This window comes from Paenibacillus sp. FSL R7-0198, assembly GCF_038000415.1.
GTDB lineage: Bacteria > Bacillota > Bacilli > Paenibacillales > Paenibacillaceae > Paenibacillus.
The window spans coordinates 4,891,364-4,911,013 of sequence record NZ_JBBOCB010000001.1 but is presented as its reverse complement, the minus strand read 5'-3'; the positions used below and the strand labels follow the sequence as shown (position 1 = coordinate 4,911,013).

The window sequence follows — 19,650 nt, the reverse complement described above, 5'->3', positions numbered from 1 at the left end:
CTTATGCAATGAACATTGAGGTGATTCCCTATTGTGGACGTTAAAACGATTCTTGACCCCGTATAAGTCGGCAGCAATCATCGCCCCGCTGCTCATGGTACTTGAGGTAACCATGGACCTGCTCCAGCCCAAACTGATGTCCAGCATCGTGGATGATGGTGTGCTTGCAGGCAACCTTTCCCATATCATAACTACAGGTCTGATCATGTTACTTGTTGCGTTAATCGGCTGGGTTGGCGGCGCAGGCTGTACACTCTATTCAAGCAAAGCTGCCGTTGGATACGGCACAGATCTGCGCCAGGAACTGTTTGACCATATTCAGACCTTCTCTTTCCGTAATCTGGATACATTTCAGGAAGGATCTCTGATCACTCGTCTGACCAGTGACATTACGCAGATGCAGACCTTTGTACAGATGCTGCTGCGGATGTTTATCCGTTCGCCGATGCTGATCATCGGTAGTATCATCATGGCGTTTACAATCAGTGTGAAGCTGGCTTTGATTCTTATTGCGACTGTACCCGTACTGTTTATTATTTTATTTATTCTGATAAAAGCATCCTATCCGCTGTTCGCCAGTGTGCAGAGCAAGCTTGATCAGGTCAACGCTGTGCTTCAGGAGAATCTTGCCGGCATTCGTGTCGTCAAGGCGTTTGCACGTGCACGTCTGGAGAAAAAGCGCTTCAAGCAATCCAACGAAGATTACACTACAACCGCCGTCAAAGCCTGGCGTATTGTAACGCTGAATGCACCCGTGCTCAGCCTGATGCTGAACGCTACCATTGTAGCGGTGCTGTGGTTCGGAGGTTTCCAGGTAGTCGGAGGCTATATTGCTGCTGGAGATCTGATTGCTTTTATCAACTATGTCACGGTTGTACTCTCGTCCCTCACGTCCATCGGCATGATGATGATGAGTTTCTCCCGCGCCAAGGTATCTGCTGCACGGATCAACGAGGTGTTACATACACAGCCGGATATTCAATCGGGAACCGACAACTCCGGGAATGTGCAGTCACCCCCGACTACCCATGATCAATCCCAATACCAAACGTCTTCCCTTTCCTCACGCACAGACGGTCAAGTGGAGTTCAGAGACGTATCTTTCCGTTATGACGGAGATCATGCACTCACCGGCATTAACCTGAAGGCTCGCCCGGGTGAGAAAGTGGCTCTGATCGGTTCAACAGGTTCAGGCAAAACCTCGCTCGTGCAGCTGATTCCCCGTCTATACGATGCTTCGCAGGGTGAAGTGCTCGTGAATGGAGTGAACGTTCGCAACTGGGATCTTCAGGATCTTCGCAGCCGTGTATCCATTGTGCTACAGGAATCCATCCTCTTCAGCGGCAGCATCCGGGATAACATTTGCTTCGGCCGGCCCGGTGCAACGGATGCTGAATTGCGTGCTGCGGCACAAGCTGCGGCAGCGGATGATTTTATTATGAAACTGAAAGACGGGTATGACACGGAACTGGGGCAACGCGGCGTCAATCTGTCCGGTGGGCAGAAACAGCGTATATCCATTGCACGCGCCCTGCTCATGCAACCGGAAGTGCTCATTCTGGATGATAGCACCAGTGCTGTGGATCTGCGCACGGAAGCGAGTATTCAGAAGGCTTTGCAATCCTTGATGAAAGACAGCACGACCTTTTTGATTGCACAGCGGATCTCTTCCGTGAAGGATGCAGACTGTATATATGTCATTGATGAAGGACAGATCGTTGCCAGGGGCACACATGATGACCTTATGGCTCATTCATCACACTACCAAGCGATCTATTATTCGCAGCAACGGAAGGAGGATGTTCAATTTGGCTAAACCTGCATCTTCCTCCATTCAACAAACCGTCGTGCCTCCGATCGGAAGACCCGGACCAGCGGGAAGAGGACCTGTTCCCAAAGTCCGAGCCAAAAATGCTCGCCATGCTCTGATTCGGGTATGGTCGTACATGGGACGTCATCGCAAAGGAGTCATTGCTGCATTGGTTCTAACCGCTCTCGGCACACTGCTCAATCTGGCAGGGCCTTATCTTCTCGGCCGCGCCGTTAACGAACATATCGTTCCCAAAGTAACAGCGGGTTTACTGAAGGAATGTCTCCTCTTGCTGAGTGTTTATGTCTTTGGTTCGCTCCTGATGTGGGCTCAATCCTATGTCATGATTGGTGTGTCCCAACTGACCGTTAAAGATCTGCGTCATGCGTTGTTCTCCCGACTGCAAGAGCTGCCTGTCAGCTTTTTTGATAAAAATCAAAGCGGGGACCTGATGAGCCGGGCCACCAATGATATCGATAACGTATCTACAACGCTGAATCAAAGTGTAACCCAACTGATGTCCAGCGCCATTTTGCTCGTTGGCTCCTTGTCGATCATGTTTGCACTGGATGTTCGGCTTACCCTGCTCAGTCTAGTGACTGTACCCTTGATTACCATCGCCACTCGCCTGATCGCGTCAAGAACACGCAAACACTTCACCGCTCAACAGAAATTGCTTGGTGAGCTTAATGGGTATGCTCAGGAAACTATTGCTGGACAAAAAGTCGTAGCTGCTTATAATCGTCAGGATCAGGCACATCAACATTTTGAAAATCTGAACGAGAAACTTCGCACATCCAGCACACAAGCCCAGACCGTTTCGGGTCTGGTTGGACCTACAATGAACGTGATGAACAATATCGGGTTTGCCATACTGGCTTCTGTAGGTGGATGGATGGCTTATCATGATCTAACATCCATCGGACTGATCGTCAGCTTTCTCGCTTACTCCCGCCAGATTGAGCGGCCACTCAACGATCTAGCCAATCAGTATAATTTGATTCAGGCTGCAATTGCAGGTGCTGAACGTGTATTCCACATCATGGATACGCCTGGTGAATACGTGGAAGAACAGAAGAAACAACTGGATCAGATTCAAGGCAAAGTGGTATTTGAAGACGTCTCCTTCGGGTACAGTGCGGAGCGAGACATTCTGAAGAAGGTTAGTTTTACTGCAAAACCTGGTGAGATGATTGCACTTGTTGGACCCACCGGCGCAGGCAAAACGACCATTATCAACCTGTTGCCCCGTTTCTACGAGATTACAGGCGGAAGGATTACCATTGATGGATGTGACATCTCGGAACTGGAGAAGGATCAACTTCGTCGGCAACTCGGCATTGTACTTCAGGATGCCTACCTGTTCTCGGGTACCATTCGCGACAATCTCGCCTACGGCAAGCCCGACGCAACGGAAGAACAGATCAGGCAAGCGGCTGAGCTGGCGAATGCACATTCGTTCATCCGCAAACTGCCACAGGGTTACGATACCCCCATCATTTCCGGGGGAAGCAACCTGAGTCAGGGACAACGACAACTGCTGACCATTGCCCGGGCAATTCTGGCTGATCCGGCCATTCTTATTCTGGATGAAGCAACGAGCAGCATTGATACGCGTACAGAGATGAAGATCCAGGAAGCGATGCGCACTTTAATGAAAGACCGCACCAGCTTTGTCATCGCCCACAGACTGAGCACAATTCGTGAAGCCGATCAGATTCTCGTCATTGATGATGGACAGATCGCGGAACGTGGCAGCCATGACGAGTTGATGCAGCAACAAGGATTCTACTATCAGTTACATCAGGGACAGCTCAATAAGTCGAACTAATGATTGTTTACACAGACACTACGATGACAGAATAACCTTCCAATCGCTGTTATCCCCAGATTTTATCGATTCCCTTTTCACAAGGGGAAAATCCGGGGATAAAGGCGAGATGTATGCTTCCGAAGTAGCTTTCTTTCAGAAAGCTTTTAGCTCCGCTTTTTCAGTTTTTTTCTGTCCTCTCCGTTACGTGTAAATGATTAGTTCAACCCAATGTAGTCTGATCTGAACCGATGTGGCTTCTGCACATTCGTTTAATCAAAATACTAAACGCCGCATGGGGTTCATCAGGACCCATGCGGCGTTTTTATGATTTTATTTAATGACTATGTTGTTGCTGTCCCTGGGTCTGTAATACACGTTACGTCTCCATAGGCAGATGAAGCGTGAAGGTGGAACCGACCCCCATTTCGCTATGGACGGTAATTTTACCATTGTGATCCTGAACGATTTTCTGGCAGAGTGCAAGTCCCAGTCCCGTACCTTCTTCTTTGGTTGTATAAAAGGGATTAAAGATTGTAGATAGCGAATTTTCCGGAATGCCGCTTCCTGTATCTGTAATTGAAATGAGTACTGCGTCTCCGTCCTGCAACAAATCCATATGAACCTCACCAGGGTCTGTCATTGCTTCAAAAGCATTACGAATCAGATTGATCAATACCTGCACAATTTTATCTCGATCCATGATGATCACAACTGGCTCATTAGTCATTTCAAGCGTTATTCGATGCCCTCGGGATGCCGCATCTGACTCGGTCAAAGACATTACTCGTTCAAGGCAGTGCCCCAATTGTTCCGGCTTCATGTGATTGGCATGTGGTTTGGAAAACTGCAAAAATTCAGCCGTCAGATCGGTTACTCTCGTCACCTCACCCATGATCACTTCATACCATGGCGCGATATTAAACGCTTGTCCACGTGACAGCTGCAGGAATCCCCGAATTGCGGTAAGCGGGTTCCGAATTTCGTGGGCCATACCCGCGGCCAGTTCACCTACAGCCCTTAGTCTTTCAGAACGAAATACTTCTTCTTCATTTTTCAGCCATTTGCTGCGCTGTTGTTGAAGCAGCCTATCCTCGGCTACCGTCATAAAGTGCTGCAACGAATCTGACATTTCTGGGTACAGAGAGATGCTGTAGCTTACCTGGAGTCCTTGAAGCTGCACGGATAGCAGTGACGACATTCGTTCTTCCACATCCTGTATCTCCGGCAAAACGACCGCAAATCGGTCTCCTGCATACCGGGATACGCCATAGGCCTCGGTGAAATGATTGCTGATCATCTCGCCTGTACCTGTGATTACCGTACACCAAGGATCTTCTGAATCTTTTTTAAAACCGCTAAAGTTATTAACGTTCAAAAGAATAAGCAGAAAAGACCGACGCTCTTCTACTGTCTTATGCAGCACCTCCATGTAACCTTCGTAATTCAACAGTCCCGTAAGCGGATCATGAAGGGTCAGGAACCGATTTTTTTCCCGAAGCCTGCGCTTCTCGACCTCACTGTTGATTAAGGTATGATACAAAAAAATGATAACAACCGAGGTTAACAGGTCAAATAATGAAACCAGCAAAGCATATGTATCTACAGGCACATAAGAAAGCCGAATCACCGTATATTGCAGCATAAGCAGCAATGAAATCGGCAAGGTCTGCGCCAACCGTGGTTTGTCCTGGATCATTGAAATAATGAGCATATAATACAGCATATTACACCAGTTCAGTTGACTGTAATAATGGAATATCCCGAGAAAAATCCACTGAAACTTCCGCAGCACAGGATATCGTCTCTCCCCATAAATACTTGCTACCAATAATGTCGCTGAAAGCGACATTATTGCCATATGAGGGGTAAGCCTGAGAACATAAGAGGACAGAATGACAAGCAGACAACCTAGCGGGAATATCACCATTTTCATCGTGTAACTAAGCAAACAGCCTCGCCCCCTTTGACATAAAACTCACATCAAACAACTTATGTACATGTATTATATCGATTATGATTAGCTGATGTTGTCGATTAGTGGAGGCTCGTCAAATTCGCACGAATGTATAAATTATGAAGGCAATAGGACATATGATGTAATTGTAATCAACAAAAGTGAAACAATTCCTCTTCGCATATCATTATTGTGGTACAATACATTAATGGATTAATTTAGGATAAATTCTTAGTTATGGAGGACATCACATGACAACACAACGAAAACCACTGGGCCTTGGAACGCTTTCTCTACTCGTACTATTGATGGGTCTCGCCTTTAACTTTCCATGGGGCAAAGCAAATTTTATGATCAGCCATTACCTGTTCAACTTAATAAACATGCCTATCTATAGCAACGGAACTCAAGGACTTCACATTCCTTTTGTAGTAGCAGCCCTCTTCTGGATTCCGACCTTCTTGATCGCCAAAAAATATCGTGCGCATTTTGGCACAAGTGTTGCCCGTAATGTGGCCGCATTTATGCTGGTATTTTGTATTATTGGCCCTATAATTACTGTTGTAGATTGGTTTGTAAATGCATAACGCTTAAAGCCAGCTCTCTATATCCCGAGGGCTGGCTTCTTTGCTGCTTTTTCCATATAAGATGATTGGAATTTTCACACCATAACGTAGAGTGCAGAACCAATCTGAAGAAGCGATAGCGTTCGCATTTATCACCGGATTTTCCCCTATTAATATAGGGAATCAAGAAAATCAGGGGATAAGGGCGATCGGAAGATGGTACTGCACTCGGAGTACAACGGTGTAACCTTTCACGTTGATCTTATTTCTTCGCCATATACTTACGGATATCAAAAGCTACCGCAGCAACAATGATCAATCCTTTGATAATCAACTGCCAGTATGGACTTACACCGATAAACGTCAGACCATAGTTAATGACCCCAAAGATCAGCACACCCGCCATAACTCCAGGTACCGTTCCAATACCTCCCGCCGTTGATACGCCGCCTACTACACATGCGGCAATCGCATCCAGTTCATACATATTACCGTAATTGTTTGTTGCTCCACCTGTTCGTGCTGCCTCAAGCACACCACCCAGGCCATACAATGCACCCGCAATGGCATACAGGGCAACCAGGTTGCGTGCCACATGAATCCCGGATACATGCGCTGCCTGAATGTTGCCACCGATCGCATACATGTTTTTGCCGAGACGTGTTTTGTTAAAGATCACCCAGCAGATTAATGCCACCGCAATCGCAATCAGGACAATATACGGGATGGAATAACCCCCGCCTAGATCAATGTATCCAGAGCCAATAACGGTAAAATCGGGTCTCAATCCTCCGATCGGCTGTGACTGGTTGGGTTCCGTATCAAAATAAATGGAGTTCAGTCCGTACACGGCAACCATCGTACCCAGCGTTGCGATAAAAGGAGGCACATGTAATTTGGCGACAATGAGCCCATTTACCAATCCCACAAACAGACCCGCGGTAATCCCGACAAGGATCGGCAGACCCACCCATAAGTGGGGCAGATCGGGGAAGAAGCGGTTGGCATACTCGTCAATTTGCAGCATCGATGCTGATACAACCGCCGTCAGACCAACCACCCGTCCAGCGGACAGATCGACCCCGCCCGTGACAAGAATAAAGGCTGCACCAAGCGCAATAATGGCCCGTGTGGAGGACTGCTGTAAGATGTCCCGCAGTGTGGAGAAGGCAAGAAAATTCGGATCGGCAATAGCTATACCAATGATGAGCAGAATCAGTACGATAAAGATGGCGCGTTGTGTTACATATTGTTTCACTTGATTGATCATCTGTGTGTTCATCTGTTTCCCTCCTGACTAAGCCATCCGCTGCTGAGCGGCCAGCCTCATAATATCCTGCTCTGTTGCATCTGCTCCGTCCACGATTCCGGTGAGACGCCCTTCGCTCATCACCATTATGCGATCCGACATCCCCAGCAGTTCGGGCATCTCAGAGCTAATCATGATAATGCTTTTGCCCTGACGAGCCAGTTCCGTAATAATGGTGTAAATCTCGAACTTGGCCCCTACATCGATTCCACGTGTCGGTTCATCCAGCAGCAGAATCTCCGGGTCGGTCAGCAACCAGCGGGCCAGCAGAACCTTCTGTTGATTACCGCCAGAGAGGTTTCGAATCAGCGTGTTAACTGAAGGCGTTTTGGTTCTGAACTTCTGCGTCTGTTCCCGTGCCTCTTCCCGGCCCTTCTTCTCGTCCAGCAAGCCCACACGATTTCGATAGCGCCCCAGACTGGCAATGATCGTGTTCTCATACACCGACAACACGGGGAATATCCCTGTAACCCTTCGTTCTTCCGTGAGCAACGCAATGTTATGACGCTTCGCTGCTGCGGGGGAGTTAATTTTCACCTTGCGCCCATGAATCGAAATGGTACCTGAAGCGAGTCCGCGCAGTCCAAACAAGGACTCAATCAGTTCTGTCCGCTGTGCTCCAACCAAGCCGCCAATGCCGAGCACTTCACCTTTTCGCAGCTCAAAGGATACATCACAAAACGATTTGGACTGGTTTGATGTCAGACCCTCGGCTTTTAATATCACCTCACCGGGTACGTTCGTCCGTTCCGGGAAACGTTCGTCCAGATCACGGCCAACCATACGCGTAATGATCAGATCTGTCGTTAGATCAGCAGCATCCCATGTCCCGACAACAAAGCCATCACGCATGATGGTCACTTCATCCGAGATCGTCAGGATCTCCTCCATCTTGTGTGAAATATAGATAATGGATACGCCGCGACTGCGCAGTTCATTAATAATGGCAAAGAGCTGATCCACTTCCTTGCCTGTCAGGGAAGAAGTTGGCTCATCCATGACGATGACTTTGGATTGAAAAGAGACCGCCTTGGCAATTTCCATGGATTGAATCTTGGAGACAGACAGTGTTCCGGCCAGAGCCTTCGGATCAATATCCAGGTTCAAGTCCTTGAACAGGGCCAGCGTATCGGTATACATCCGTTTCTCGTCCACCAGTATTCCCCTCATCGGAAAACGACCCAGCCATATATTCTCCATCACCGGACGATGCGGGACCGGATTCAGCTCCTGATGAATCATGGATATCCCTTGCTGAAGTGCCGCTTTGGAATTCGGAATATCCACATCCTTTCCTTCGATGCGTATCGTTCCTTCATCCGGGTGATACATGCCGAATAGACATTTCATAAGTGTGGATTTCCCCGCTCCATTCTCTCCCATCAAGGCGTGAACCGTCCCCGGCTTCACTTTCAATGTGACCTGACTTAGTGCCTGCACGCCCGGAAATGCTTTCGAAACTCCATTCATCTCCAGCAGGTAAGGTGACTCCATCTTGGTTCCTCCCTTTCATATGACCGGCAAAAAAGGGACGCTACCCGAATGTCGGACGTCCCTGTCTCGTGCTGTTATTGGGCGTCGGCAATGTTGTCTTTTGTAATCTTTTTGTATGCAATCCAGACGTATTTACCATCTGTAATGTCGTATTTGGTATTTTCCTTCGTTGGTGTCTCACCTTTGGCAAGTACGGAAGCCAGTGCCACCGTGGCTGCACCCTGATTCTTGGCATCATTAAGCACCGTGCCCAGCATCGTGCCATCCTGTAGAGCCTGAATGGCTGGAGCTGTTGCATCCACACCTACAACCGGCATGGATTTGCCATCTTTGAAGTATCCGGCTGCTTTCAATGCCTCAATGGCCCCCAAGGCCATGTCATCATTGTTTGCGAGAACAGCTTCAATCTTGTCGCCATGGGAAGCCAGGAACGCCTGCATTTTCTCCTGCCCCTTCACGCGGTCCCACATTGCCGTGTCTTCCGCCAGTGCTTCCACTTCGATACCGGCATCCTGGATCGCCTGAACTGAATATTTGGTCCGAAGTTCTGCATCCTGGTGACCCGGTTCCCCTTTCAACATGACGTATTGCAGTTTGCCATCGCCGTTTTTGTCCGCTTCCGGATGTGCTTTCCAGTAATCTACAATCAACTGTCCGGAGATCGTACCGGACTCCTCCGCTTTTGCTCCTACGTAGTACACTTTATCCCACTTGTTCATATCTTCCGCCACTGGCTCACGGTTGAGGAATACCACTGGAATGTTCGCTGCCTTGGCCTTGTCAATGATGACACCTGCCGCCGTGCGGTCTACCGGATTCACAGCCATTGCATTATATTTCTTGGATACAAACAGATCGACTTTCTCATTCTGGGTCGGCTGTGCATTCTGGCTATCTACGATATCCAGGGTCGCAATGCCTTCCGCTGCTGCGGTCATCGCATTACGTACACCCGTCATGAATGTATCATCGAATTTGTAGATGGCAACACCAATCTTGGGCGTTTCCGTACCGGCTGCTGTCTGGCCTCCTGGATCCGTTCCCGTACTTCCACCTGCACTGTCTCCGCCACCGCTACAACCCGCCGCCACAACCATACATGCCGTAATTAACAGTGTCATCCATGTTTTCTTCATATCCTAATGACCTCCCCCAAGTTCATTCGGCTTTACCGATGTCTTTATTATGAAAGGGTTTACATTAAATTCGAATACAATATCTTCACCTGTTCTATCGAAATCTTCCTCAAGTTAACAAACACTTTAATTTCTTCATTCAGCATTCGTTCCAACATTCATTCATTGTACAAAAGGAAACAACAGCTTCTGGTTATCCATCCAGAACATATTGTCGGTACTAACCAGCTTGGTCTCAAGCAACACTCTCGCTTGCACCTGTTGATTGTTCAGCCGCGCAACGGCTTGATTCAATCCCAGATAACCTGCACTGTATCCATTCTGGACGATGAGATGATCAAAGACCCCTTCTTGCAATTGCTCCAGTTGCTGTTGTTCACTGCCGAATCCAACAATCCTCACCTTGTCCGTAGATTTGCGTCGATTCAGTTCATCTGCTGCTCCCAGAGAAGCAGGTTCCTGAAGAGTAATGAAGCCATCCACCTCCTGCTGGTCCAGCAATTGCTTTGCAGTCTGCCAACATCCATCTCGTGTATTACATATCGATTTGGGTTCCACCTGAATATCAGGATACTGTTCCAAGGCTTCCATAACCCCCTGCTCTCTCTGAATCAGACCAGAATTAAGAGGGTCCGGCCCCAATAAGGCAACATGCCCTTTCCCTTCCAACAGCTCCGCCATGGCCTGCCCTGCCTGCCGTCCAGCCTCCACATTATCCATGGAGATGACGCTGGTGATGCCTTTCACGGGAAATTCATCGTTAAGCACAATGACCGGAATGATGGCTCCATCCGAATTCATTGCCTGCGCCTCCTGAACAATGTCGCTAAGCGCCTTCTCGCTCAAAGGATCGACTAATAGAGCTGATGCTCCCTGCTTCAGAGCCAATGCCGCGGCTTCCACCTGAGCCTGCTCCCGCACACTGCGAGACAACGTTCCACGTCCCGCTTTGGCCTGCTTAACCTGTAACTGACTACCCACGGAGTCCGGAATGGCAGGTGTGTACATATGACCCTCGGAAGGGTATGCCTCCACGGTCATCAGTTCCGCTCCACTCTCTTTGGCAGCCGCTTCGGCGCCGAGCCGGATAGCTTCCGCAAGTTCCCCTGTCCCAGCTGGCGTAATCAGTGCGATACGTGGCGGTACTGCCGTAGCATCGGGACTCGATAAGCCACAGGCGCTGCATATGAGTAGACAGCAGCAGCTTGCAGCTGTCAGGGTTACTAACCGACGTTTCCGAATTCCACGGAAGCTCGCAGCAACCTCTTTCCAAAAAGTACGAATATTCAATCCTTTAACTCTATGGTCATCGTGCCTATTCACTTGGTTGTCTGCCATAAGGCTCGCCCTCCTTCTGCTGCAATTGAATGGGGATCCGAATCCAGACGGTGGTGCCTTCTTCCAGCTCACTTGCAAATTCAAGTCCGAAGCCCTCCCCATAATAGAGCCGGATTCGGTCATGGACGTTGCGCACCGCTACGCCGGAGCCTGCACCGCTTTTGACCACAGGACGACCACTTAGTAATCCCGACATCTGTTCTTCCGTCATGCCGACCCCATTATCTGTAATGCGAAATACCAGCTTGTTGTCCTCACGATAAACATCAACCTCAATACTTCCTTCGTCCATGTGGTACTCAATGCCATGAACAATGGCGTTCTCAATCAGGGGTTGCAGCACCAGTTTTAATGTAAGGCATTCCAGGAGCGTATCATCGGCCTTAATCGTAAAGTTGAATTTGCGCTTGAACCTCATCTGCTGAATCGTCAAATAATGCTGCGCATGCTCCAGCTCTTCCCTGATCGTGATAATCGTTTTACCTTGACTGAGACTGATGCGGAACAGGCGCGAAAGAGACGTGATCATCGTGATCACTTCCTCATTACGGCTCATACCTACCATGCGAACCACGGAATTCAGCGTATTGTATAGAAAATGTGGATTAATCTGGGCCTGCAAGGCTTCCAGCTCCAGACGCCGCTTCTGTTCCTGTTCGTGGATGATCTCATCCATCAGGGTTCGGATTTTATTGACCATCAGGTTGAAGCGACGGGATAAACGTTCCACTTCCAGTGGCCCTTCAATAGGCAACTCCACGTTGAAATCCCCGCGCTCTACGGCCTTCATCTTACGTTCCATTCGCCGAATCGGACGAGTCAGACTGGAGGATAAGAACAGCGAGACAAGAATGACCAGCACCAGTACAACGACCAATACACGAATGAGATATCCGTTCACTTCCTGACGCGTTGTCATAATCTCATCCAGATAAGCAACACCAACGATTTTCCAGCCGATATTGGCAACGGACTTTACGGTATTCAGTCTTTTCTGTCCATCTGCTTCATCTTCGTAACTACCGGAAGCCACTAAAGCCTGTTCGATATTCTCGCTTTTGAGTCCCATATACATCAATTGCTGCTGCGGATGGTACACGATATTGCCTGCACTCTCATCGATGATATACACGTATCCTCGTTGCCCCAGACTGACCCGACGGCTCAGTTCATCCATCTGTTTGAAATTGATATCGACCAGCAGGATAACCTGCCGATCCTGACCATTTTGCCGTATCGTTATGCCTTTGCTCATGGAAACGACCCATTTATATGGGCCTGTGTACATGTTCTGAATATGAGGTAACGAGAAACTCAGGTGATCCGGCACACGAAGCGCAGACTGAAACCACCCTTGCTGTGTCACATGGGCACTCGGTTTTAATTCGGCTGTAGGTCGGTTCTTGAGCAATTTCCCCGTGGAATCGAGCAGAGTAATCGAGATAATATCTTCACGACTGCTGAGCAGTGTGTCGAGCTGTTTGTCCACCAGTTCCCCTTCCCATGTCCCGTCACGCAGCATGTGTTCCTCAATGGCACGGTACAGATGAGACATACTGCGGACGTAATCCTCCAGGTTATAACTGACCTGATCCACAATCTGTCTCGTCGTCAGTTCCGCACTTCGCTCGGCAGCCTGCGTGAACTTGTCATGCAGAAGCATCGCCATGATGGTCAACACCAGAACGATGAAGACAGAGAAGGACCACGTAATAATAAACCGGATACTGCTGACTCTGGACGAACGCAGACGAGAGCGTAATTGAGGTCCCATGGACTTCACCCATCTGGACAAGAACTTCATCGGATCGAACCTTCACTTGCCGTCTGAGAAGCCTGTTTACGATATTCTTTGGGCGAGACGCCAATATGTTTTTTGAAACAAAAACTGAAGTAATTGGGTTCAGCAAAGCCAACCTGCTCCGCAATCTCAAATGACTTCAGCTCTGTCGAGCGAAGCAGTTCACGCGCTGCCTCCATCCGGATCTGCATCAGGTACTGCAGGAAGGTAAGTTGCACTTCTTTTTTGAAAATGCCACAAAAATAACCGGAGCTGATATGCAGATGTCCGCACACCTTCTGAATGGACAGGTCCGGGTCGGCATAATGCTCTTTGGTGAAGACTAATGCCTGCTCAACAATATCCTTGTATACATGCTGGCGACCGCTGGCAATGCGATGTTGTACGAGTAGACAGACCTCCCGTACCTTCTTCTGTGCCTCAGTAAGACCCGGCAGTCGGAACAAATCCGCATACAACTGGAACCCTGCACCAAAGATGTCTTCCATTTCTTCCCCTGATGCCTGTGCTGCCTTCCATACCGTTGTTAATACTTCAATTAAATAAAGCTGAATATCACTTCGCCCGTGCTCCACGGTAATTTCCCGGAAAATGATCGCAAGTGCTTCCTCCAGCTCTGCCTGCGTACCAGCCTTCAGACAACGTGTCAGCGTCTGCTGCTTCAACTCGTCGAACCGCAGTTTGCCCGCTGTCTGTCGCTCCACGTCCGCGATGTATATGATTGAATCCGTCCCGGGCACAAGCCGATAATCCAATGCCAGCAGGGCATCTTCATAGGCCTGATTCACATCCGCAAGGGTATCCACAATCTGACCAGATCCCACCGTAGCCGGGATACGTAAGTAGTGGTTGATGCTGCGCATCACATTTTCCAATGCCTTCTGTTGCCGCTTCGCTCCATCTGTACCGCCCGAACGATCCACATAGAGCAGGACAATCGTCTCCTGATGCATAAAGGCATGACCAGCCCCATGCTCCGCCCAGACTTCTGCCGCAATGTTAAGTGCAGCAAAGCGTTTCAGTTCAGCATCCTCAGATTGACGCAAGGAGACTCCGGGAACGAATATCTCAGACTGATCCGCTACCTCAGATGTAGTTTGATTATGTCGCTGTGATAGCTCGTTGAATACTCCCTCAGGTTTCTCCTGCTGCACATCTCCTTCCATATGCAGTGTCAATACGGACACACCATAACGTTCTCCTGTCAGATCCAATCCGCATTGTTTGGCTTTACTATGAATATATGTCGAAGATTTCTGCCGATGGAGCAAGGTCGCCATCAGATCTGCCTGCAGTAAGGGCAAGCTGGTATGATAGTGCTCACGCAGTTGCTGTACATCTTCACGCTCGGCTACTTCAGCCGCCATCTGGGCGCGCAGTCTTGTGAGCAATTCGGTGAGGTGTCCTGCCGAGAACGGCTTCAACAGATATTCATCCACACTTAACGAGATGGCTTGCCTCGCATAATCAAATTCATCATATCCAGTCAAAATGACCACCTTCACGAGTGGATTACGCTTCCTCAATCTTTGCGCGAGTTCCAGACCATTCATGAATGGCATGCTGATATCCGTCACCACAATATCCGGCTCTACCCGCTCCGCCATCTCCAATGCTTCCCGCCCATTCTCAGCCAAACCGACAATCCGCAGATCGAGCGCTTCCCAATCGACCTCTACAACAAGTCCTTCACGCACATCTTCTTCATCATCCACCAGCAGTACCCGGTACACGATTGGATTCCTCCCTTTTATGACGAGCCTTATGCCCTAGCAACGAATAATATATGTAGCATTGTGAATCATTTGATTTCTTATTACACACCGAATTAAAGCAAAATGCAAAGGGATCATGTTGATTTGTTCCAAGGTTGCCATCATAATATACAATATTATCAGGGATATGTAATCGCTTTCTTTAATAGAGGTAAGGCAACCCTGTCGGGCACTGCCTAAGTGAAATGGGTAGGATAGTATATGAATGCTAAGCGTAGGTTAAAGTAATACAAACACGGGAAATTTCGAAGTACTTCTAATAAGAGGTGTTTTGATTCTGACTATAATTCAGAGTCATCATTCTTGTTCTCTACGATGATTCGAACTTAATGCTTTAAAATAAATCATTGTTGTATCTGGGTTGGTGTGTCCCATTATCTCGGCCAAGCGGTGCAGTGGCGTATGCTCAGCCATGGCGTAGCCAAAACGATGACGCAGGTCGTGTGAACTCAGTCCTTCCAGCCCTGCTGCTATCATTACTTTTTTAATCAGGTGGCGCAATGCTCTCTCCGTTAAACGATCGTTTGTCTTCTCTGAAGGGAAAAGGTAAGCAGTATCGGTAGCTAGATCAGAAAAGTACTGATTCAACATTACAATACACTGCATATTCAAAGGGATCATACGTTGCACGTTGCGTTTATCGGCTCTAACTGTCAGGTGACCGCTTCGTCTACCTAGTTCGATATCATGAGGCTTGAGGTTGCATACCTCCATCGTTCGCAAGCCTGTGTGAAACATAAGGGTCAAGATGGTCTGATCACGAAGGGAGTTACCGTTCTCCACTGCCGCGAGGAATGCCTGCTCTTCTTCAGATGTCATTCGGCGTGGACTGACTTTGTCTTCCGGAATGAATTTTAATGGTTTGGAAGGGTCATGACTGAGCCTGGATTCCAAGACAGCCCATTTGAAAAAACGCTTCAGCGTAATCAACCTCCGGTTAATGGTGGCTGGCTTCAATAACATAACTTTGTGTGCATCTTCGCGATAGTTGACTAAAGTGGATGTATCTACGTCTTCGATTCGCAATGTCATTTCTTCGCTAAGCATGGTGCTTTCCTTGTACCATTCGATAAAGTGCTTCAGATCACTTGCATATTCCTTCACGGTTTTGGGATGCAATCCATCCTCATTGGTAAGCATATGAATGAATTCTTCTATCGTCGGTTCCCGCTGCACCGATATGCCTGATGACTGATTCATTAGAAAATACCTCCAAATCTTGACTTATATTAGCGGACATGGTATTATAATATTAATCGATACATTAGCGGACATCAAGTTCGTGGTTTAAATGCACCAGGTGAGTGTCAATTTTAAATTATACTCGTCATAATGATCGGCTAAAAACTTATTTTTTGGAGGAATCACATGCAAACAGGTACAGTGAAATGGTTCAACGCGGATAAAGGATTCGGCTTTATCGAAACTGAAGAAGGAACAGACGTATTCGTTCATTTCAGTGCAATTCAAGGTGAAGGTTACAAATCTTTGGACGAAGGTCAACGCGTTCAATTTGAAGTAACTCAAGGTAACCGTGGACCACAAGCTGAGAACGTTACTAAACTTTAATTATATGAAAGCTGCCTTATTAATAAGGCAGCTTTTTATTTACTCATAGGTGTCACAGCAAAGTTTCACATCCCAAGAATGAAAGCGAGGTATTCCCATGGATAAAGAACAATTGATCACAGAAGTAGCTAAGGCTGGCGGTTTCTCCAAGAAGAATGCTGAAAAAGCTGTAACCGTTGTACTGGATTCGATTCTCGAAGCTCTCAAAGAAGGTAAAGAAGTTCAAGTGGTTGGATTTGGGAAATTCGAAGTACAAAAGCGTGAGGCAAGAACGGGAAGAAGTCGGAGAACAGGCAAAGAAATTCAACTACCTGCAGGTAAAGTTCCTGTATTCACAGCAGGCTTAAGCATGAAAGAAGCTTTAAATTAAACCACGTAACAAACGTAACAACCCATTGAAAAGAGGTTTTTATTCAAACACACAATGATAATATGGATTTAAATGTCGTGTTTACTACCGTTGATGATATCATTAACTTTTATTCAGGCAAACAGACAAACTCGGATCATGCAGAAGCTCATACTCATTTAAAGCCCCCATCAGTACAGTCTGATTGCAACCTACGACCACCCACCCGCTAAATTAACATTTCATCTTGGACAACAAGAGGCCCTGATCCGCTCAAAACGGTCCAGGGCCTGATTTGCTTGGAAGCCGGCTCCGTCAGGAACCAGCTTTTTTGTCTTTTATACACAACCATCCTATTTGCTGTTCAGAAGTTCGCGCACGATCTGTAGATCATATGTAGAGACAAGGCGTTCCAAATGCGTATCCAGCCATTCCTCATCCTGATCCCACCACTTCAATTCCAGCAGCAGTGCAATCGTCTCTTCGTCAAAACGCTTTTTAACAGTCTTGGCTGGATTACCACCAACAATCGTATAGGGTTCAATGTCCTTAACAACGGTTGAATTGGAGGCAACGATTGCCCCGTCTCCAATCGTGATACCAGGCATGATCGTCACATGTTGTCCAAGCCATACATCGTTCCCCAGTACCGTGTCACCCTTATATGGAAGTTGTTCCAGTGTAGGTGTCACACGCTCCCATCCTCCACCAAAAATATTGAATGGATACGTGGTCATACCCTCCATCCGATGATTCGCGCCATTCATAATGAATGTCACACCTTCCGCAATTGCACAGAACTTGCCAATGACCAGGCGATCACCAATAAAGTCATAATGATGCTGTATCCGGTCATAGAATTGCTCTGGCGGATTTGTGTTATCGCTATAATACGTATAATCACCAATGTCCACGTTGGAACGCGGCGGCAGGTTTTGAATGTAACATACCGTACGGATATTCTCATTTGGGAAAAGTTTTGTTTTATCAGGGGCCATATTGTAGTCCCTCCTTTTCCCTATTGTAACAGATATTAAATCTTAAACGGACTAAGTGAGTTCTGGAGCTCTGTCGACACATCGGACAAAATAGCCGCAGATGCCTTGATCTGCTCTACTGACTGGAGCTGTTCATGAACAGATCTGGCAGCCTGCTGTGAATTGGTACTGGCCGTCTGCGCATGGCGAGCGATCTCATGCACAGAAGCTACGATCTGTTCAACGCCTGCGGACATCTCTTCACTCGTCGCAGCCATGTCCTCAATCTCTGTAGCAATACGCAGGTTTGTATCCCGGATCAGGCTGAAGTTTTGTTCCGTTTCCCGGGTCAAGCGCAGTCCTTCTTGCACTTCGTCCTTCACTCTCGACATGGCCGATAACGATTGCTGCATATCTTGCTCCATGGCTTCGACGAGTTCTTCAATACGATCTGAAGATTCTCCAGCTTGTTCAGCCAGTTTACGAACCTCGGTAGATACCACGGCAAATCCTCTGCCATGCTCCCCTGCTCTTGCCGCTTCAATGGATGCATTGAGGGCGAGCAGATTCGTTTGATTTGCAATCTCATGAATGGTGGAAACCATCTGACTAATCTGTGCCGACTTCCCTTCCAGCATACGAATGACTTCATCCGTTGTGGTAACGGAAGATTCAATCGTAGACATCTGCTGAACGGTAAGTTGCACCTCTTCACCTCCGGTTTCTGCCTGTTTGCGTGAATACAAAGCAGCGTCCGAGATGCTGGAGGCCTTGTCCGCCATACGTTGTACGCCTATCGCCACTTCTTCCATAGCCTGCAGATTTTCTTCCGTACTAATTGTCTGGCTCTCGGCTCCTTGTGCGACTTGTTCAACGGAGGATGCTATTTGCGATGATTCTTTGGCCGTTTGATCCGCAATCTTCAGTAGTAGCCCGGTCGAATGCTCTGCTTTCTCTGCAGCCTGAAGTCCACCCTGAATGATGACCTGCAGATTGCTTCTCATCTCATTGTATCCCGCACCCAGCATACCAATCTCGTCTTGGACGTTGTCCACAACCGGCTGTGTAAAATCGCCCGTCCCCGCACGTTTAATCGCCACAGAGACCCGTTCGATTCTTGCTCTCACCCTGCGAACGTACAGCAGGATCAGGGTAATTGCGACCAACATTGCAAGCAGGAATACGATCAGGAATGTCTTGAGGAACGAGGAGATAATCACATCAATTAATGATTGAGAAGCACCAACATAGAAAATTCCGATAATCTCTCCGGATGCGTTCTTGATTGGTTCATAGGCCGTCTGATATTTCTGACCCACAACCACGGCTTCACCAAAGTATTTTTCTCCTTGCTGCAAAACGGTCTGGGCGACCTCGTCTGATACCTTCGTGCCGACAGCACGCTCCCCGTCCACCATAACATTCGTAGCAACACGTTCGTCACCTCGGAAGATCGTTACCGTGTCCCCGGATGCTTCTCCAATCTCATCCACAAGTTCAAAGTTACCTTCCAGTGCGGTATCTCCTTTGAATAATTGTCCGTCCTTAATGGCCCAATCTCCTGGATGCTTATATGTAATGATACGATTCGCCATCTCCAAATCTCGCTTTGCCTTCTCTGTAGCAAACGTCGTGATCCCCTGCCTCATTTCCAGGATTACACTTACCGCCACGGCTGATGAGAAGACGATAAATATACTGATAACGATCAAACTGATTTTGGTACCGATGCTCATGCTTCGCATGTGTGTGAGCCACC

The 19,650-nt window shown here is 47.9% G+C and carries 15 protein-coding genes; 5 read left to right on the top strand and 10 right to left on the bottom strand.

What is annotated here, in order from left to right; genetic code table 11:
• Window positions 1-31 precede the first annotated feature (31 nt).
• On the top strand, window positions 32-1,816 hold the full coding sequence (locus MKY87_RS21270; protein ID WP_340966074.1) for an ABC transporter ATP-binding protein: 1,785 nt from the start codon (window positions 32-34) through the stop codon (window positions 1,814-1,816).
• Window positions 1,809-3,641 carry an ABC transporter ATP-binding protein gene (locus MKY87_RS21265; protein WP_340966073.1) on the top strand — a complete coding sequence of 611 codons (1,833 nt, stop codon included), beginning with the start codon at window positions 1,809-1,811 and terminating at the stop codon, window positions 3,639-3,641. The genes MKY87_RS21270 and MKY87_RS21265 overlap by 8 nt, the downstream gene beginning before the upstream one ends.
• A 358-nt stretch (window positions 3,642-3,999) precedes the next feature.
• On the opposite strand, the gene MKY87_RS21260 is transcribed toward MKY87_RS21265, so the two are convergent.
• The gene (locus MKY87_RS21260; protein WP_340966071.1) at window positions 4,000-5,571 is read right to left on the bottom strand and encodes an ATP-binding protein; all 1,572 of its coding nucleotides are present in this window, start codon (window positions 5,569-5,571) and stop codon (window positions 4,000-4,002) included.
• Window positions 5,572-5,828: 257 nt separating this feature from the next.
• Here MKY87_RS21260 and MKY87_RS21255 point away from each other — a divergent pair, with 257 nt between their 5' ends.
• Window positions 5,829-6,164 (top strand): hypothetical protein, encoded by a 336-nt coding sequence (locus MKY87_RS21255; RefSeq protein ID WP_338591518.1) that lies wholly within the window; start codon window positions 5,829-5,831, stop codon window positions 6,162-6,164.
• A gap of 241 nt (window positions 6,165-6,405) precedes the next feature.
• Here the strand turns inward: MKY87_RS21255 and mglC are convergent, their stop codons facing one another.
• The 7 genes from mglC to MKY87_RS21220 all read right to left on the bottom strand — a co-directional run bounded on the left by mglC (window position 6,406) and on the right by MKY87_RS21220 (window position 16,196).
• Window positions 6,406-7,425: a galactose/methyl galactoside ABC transporter permease MglC gene (mglC, locus tag MKY87_RS21250; protein ID WP_017690326.1), complete on the bottom strand. Its 1,020-nt coding sequence runs from the start codon at window positions 7,423-7,425 to the stop codon at window positions 6,406-6,408.
• Window positions 7,426-7,440: 15 nt separating this feature from the next.
• Window positions 7,441-8,946: a sugar ABC transporter ATP-binding protein gene (locus MKY87_RS21245; protein ID WP_340966069.1), complete on the bottom strand. Its 1,506-nt coding sequence runs from the start codon at window positions 8,944-8,946 to the stop codon at window positions 7,441-7,443.
• 74 nt (window positions 8,947-9,020) lie between these two features.
• Window positions 9,021-10,082, bottom strand: a complete 1,062-nt coding sequence (locus tag MKY87_RS21240) for a galactose ABC transporter substrate-binding protein (protein ID WP_340966067.1) — start codon at window positions 10,080-10,082, stop codon at window positions 9,021-9,023.
• A 162-nt stretch (window positions 10,083-10,244) separates the two neighbouring features.
• Window positions 10,245-11,420 (bottom strand): substrate-binding domain-containing protein, encoded by a 1,176-nt coding sequence (locus tag MKY87_RS21235; protein WP_340966064.1) that lies wholly within the window; start codon window positions 11,418-11,420, stop codon window positions 10,245-10,247.
• Window positions 11,398-13,194, bottom strand: coding sequence for a sensor histidine kinase (locus tag MKY87_RS21230; RefSeq protein WP_340966061.1), 1,797 nt, complete (start codon window positions 13,192-13,194; stop codon window positions 11,398-11,400). Before MKY87_RS21230 ends, MKY87_RS21235 begins: the two co-directional genes overlap by 23 nt.
• A 26-nt stretch (window positions 13,195-13,220) precedes the next feature.
• Entirely contained in the window at window positions 13,221-14,954 is a 1,734-nt protein-coding gene (locus MKY87_RS21225; RefSeq protein ID WP_340966059.1) for a response regulator, read from the bottom strand.
• Between the two features lie 339 nt (window positions 14,955-15,293).
• Entirely contained in the window at window positions 15,294-16,196 is a 903-nt protein-coding gene (locus MKY87_RS21220; RefSeq protein ID WP_340966058.1) for a tyrosine-type recombinase/integrase, read from the bottom strand.
• Window positions 16,197-16,364: 168 nt separating this feature from the next.
• Between MKY87_RS21220 and MKY87_RS21215 the strand changes: the two genes are divergently transcribed.
• Together MKY87_RS21215 and MKY87_RS21210 are read left to right on the top strand one after the other, a co-directional pair.
• Window positions 16,365-16,565 (top strand): cold-shock protein, encoded by a 201-nt coding sequence (locus MKY87_RS21215; RefSeq protein ID WP_017690333.1) that lies wholly within the window; start codon window positions 16,365-16,367, stop codon window positions 16,563-16,565.
• Window positions 16,566-16,662: 97 nt separating this feature from the next.
• On the top strand, window positions 16,663-16,935 hold the full coding sequence (locus MKY87_RS21210) for an HU family DNA-binding protein (protein WP_124117202.1): 273 nt from the start codon (window positions 16,663-16,665) through the stop codon (window positions 16,933-16,935).
• A 332-nt stretch (window positions 16,936-17,267) separates the two neighbouring features.
• Here MKY87_RS21210 and MKY87_RS21205 read toward each other — a convergent pair whose 3' ends face one another.
• Together MKY87_RS21205 and MKY87_RS21200 are read right to left on the bottom strand one after the other, a co-directional pair.
• Window positions 17,268-17,912 carry a Vat family streptogramin A O-acetyltransferase gene (locus MKY87_RS21205; protein WP_340909824.1) on the bottom strand — a complete coding sequence of 215 codons (645 nt, stop codon included), beginning with the start codon at window positions 17,910-17,912 and terminating at the stop codon, window positions 17,268-17,270.
• Window positions 17,913-17,947: 35 nt separating this feature from the next.
• Window positions 17,948-19,636 (bottom strand): methyl-accepting chemotaxis protein, encoded by a 1,689-nt coding sequence (locus MKY87_RS21200; RefSeq protein ID WP_340966056.1) that lies wholly within the window; start codon window positions 19,634-19,636, stop codon window positions 17,948-17,950.
• Between the last annotated feature and the right edge of the window lie 14 nt (window positions 19,637-19,650).

What these genes read in the sequence shown, in the direction of transcription:
- MKY87_RS21255 (WP_338591518.1), top strand. Translation starts at nt 5,829, where the DNA reads ATGACAACACAACGAAAACCACTGGGCCTTGGAACGCTTTCTCTACTC.
- mglC (WP_017690326.1), bottom strand. Translation starts at nt 7,425, where the DNA reads ATGAACACACAGATGATCAATCAAGTGAAACAATATGTAACACAACGC.
- MKY87_RS21245 (WP_340966069.1), bottom strand. Translation starts at nt 8,946, where the DNA reads ATGGAGTCACCTTACCTGCTGGAGATGAATGGAGTTTCGAAAGCATTT.
- MKY87_RS21240 (WP_340966067.1), bottom strand. Translation starts at nt 10,082, where the DNA reads ATGAAGAAAACATGGATGACACTGTTAATTACGGCATGTATGGTTGTG.
- MKY87_RS21235 (WP_340966064.1), bottom strand. Translation starts at nt 11,420, where the DNA reads ATGGCAGACAACCAAGTGAATAGGCACGATGACCATAGAGTTAAAGGA.
- MKY87_RS21230 (WP_340966061.1), bottom strand. Translation starts at nt 13,194, where the DNA reads ATGGGACCTCAATTACGCTCTCGTCTGCGTTCGTCCAGAGTCAGCAGT.
- MKY87_RS21220 (WP_340966058.1), bottom strand. Translation starts at nt 16,196, where the DNA reads ATGAATCAGTCATCAGGCATATCGGTGCAGCGGGAACCGACGATAGAA.
- MKY87_RS21215 (WP_017690333.1), top strand. Translation starts at nt 16,365, where the DNA reads ATGCAAACAGGTACAGTGAAATGGTTCAACGCGGATAAAGGATTCGGC.
- MKY87_RS21210 (WP_124117202.1), top strand. Translation starts at nt 16,663, where the DNA reads ATGGATAAAGAACAATTGATCACAGAAGTAGCTAAGGCTGGCGGTTTC.
- MKY87_RS21205 (WP_340909824.1), bottom strand. Translation starts at nt 17,912, where the DNA reads ATGGCCCCTGATAAAACAAAACTTTTCCCAAATGAGAATATCCGTACG.
- MKY87_RS21200 (WP_340966056.1), bottom strand. Translation starts at nt 19,636, where the DNA reads ATGCGAAGCATGAGCATCGGTACCAAAATCAGTTTGATCGTTATCAGT.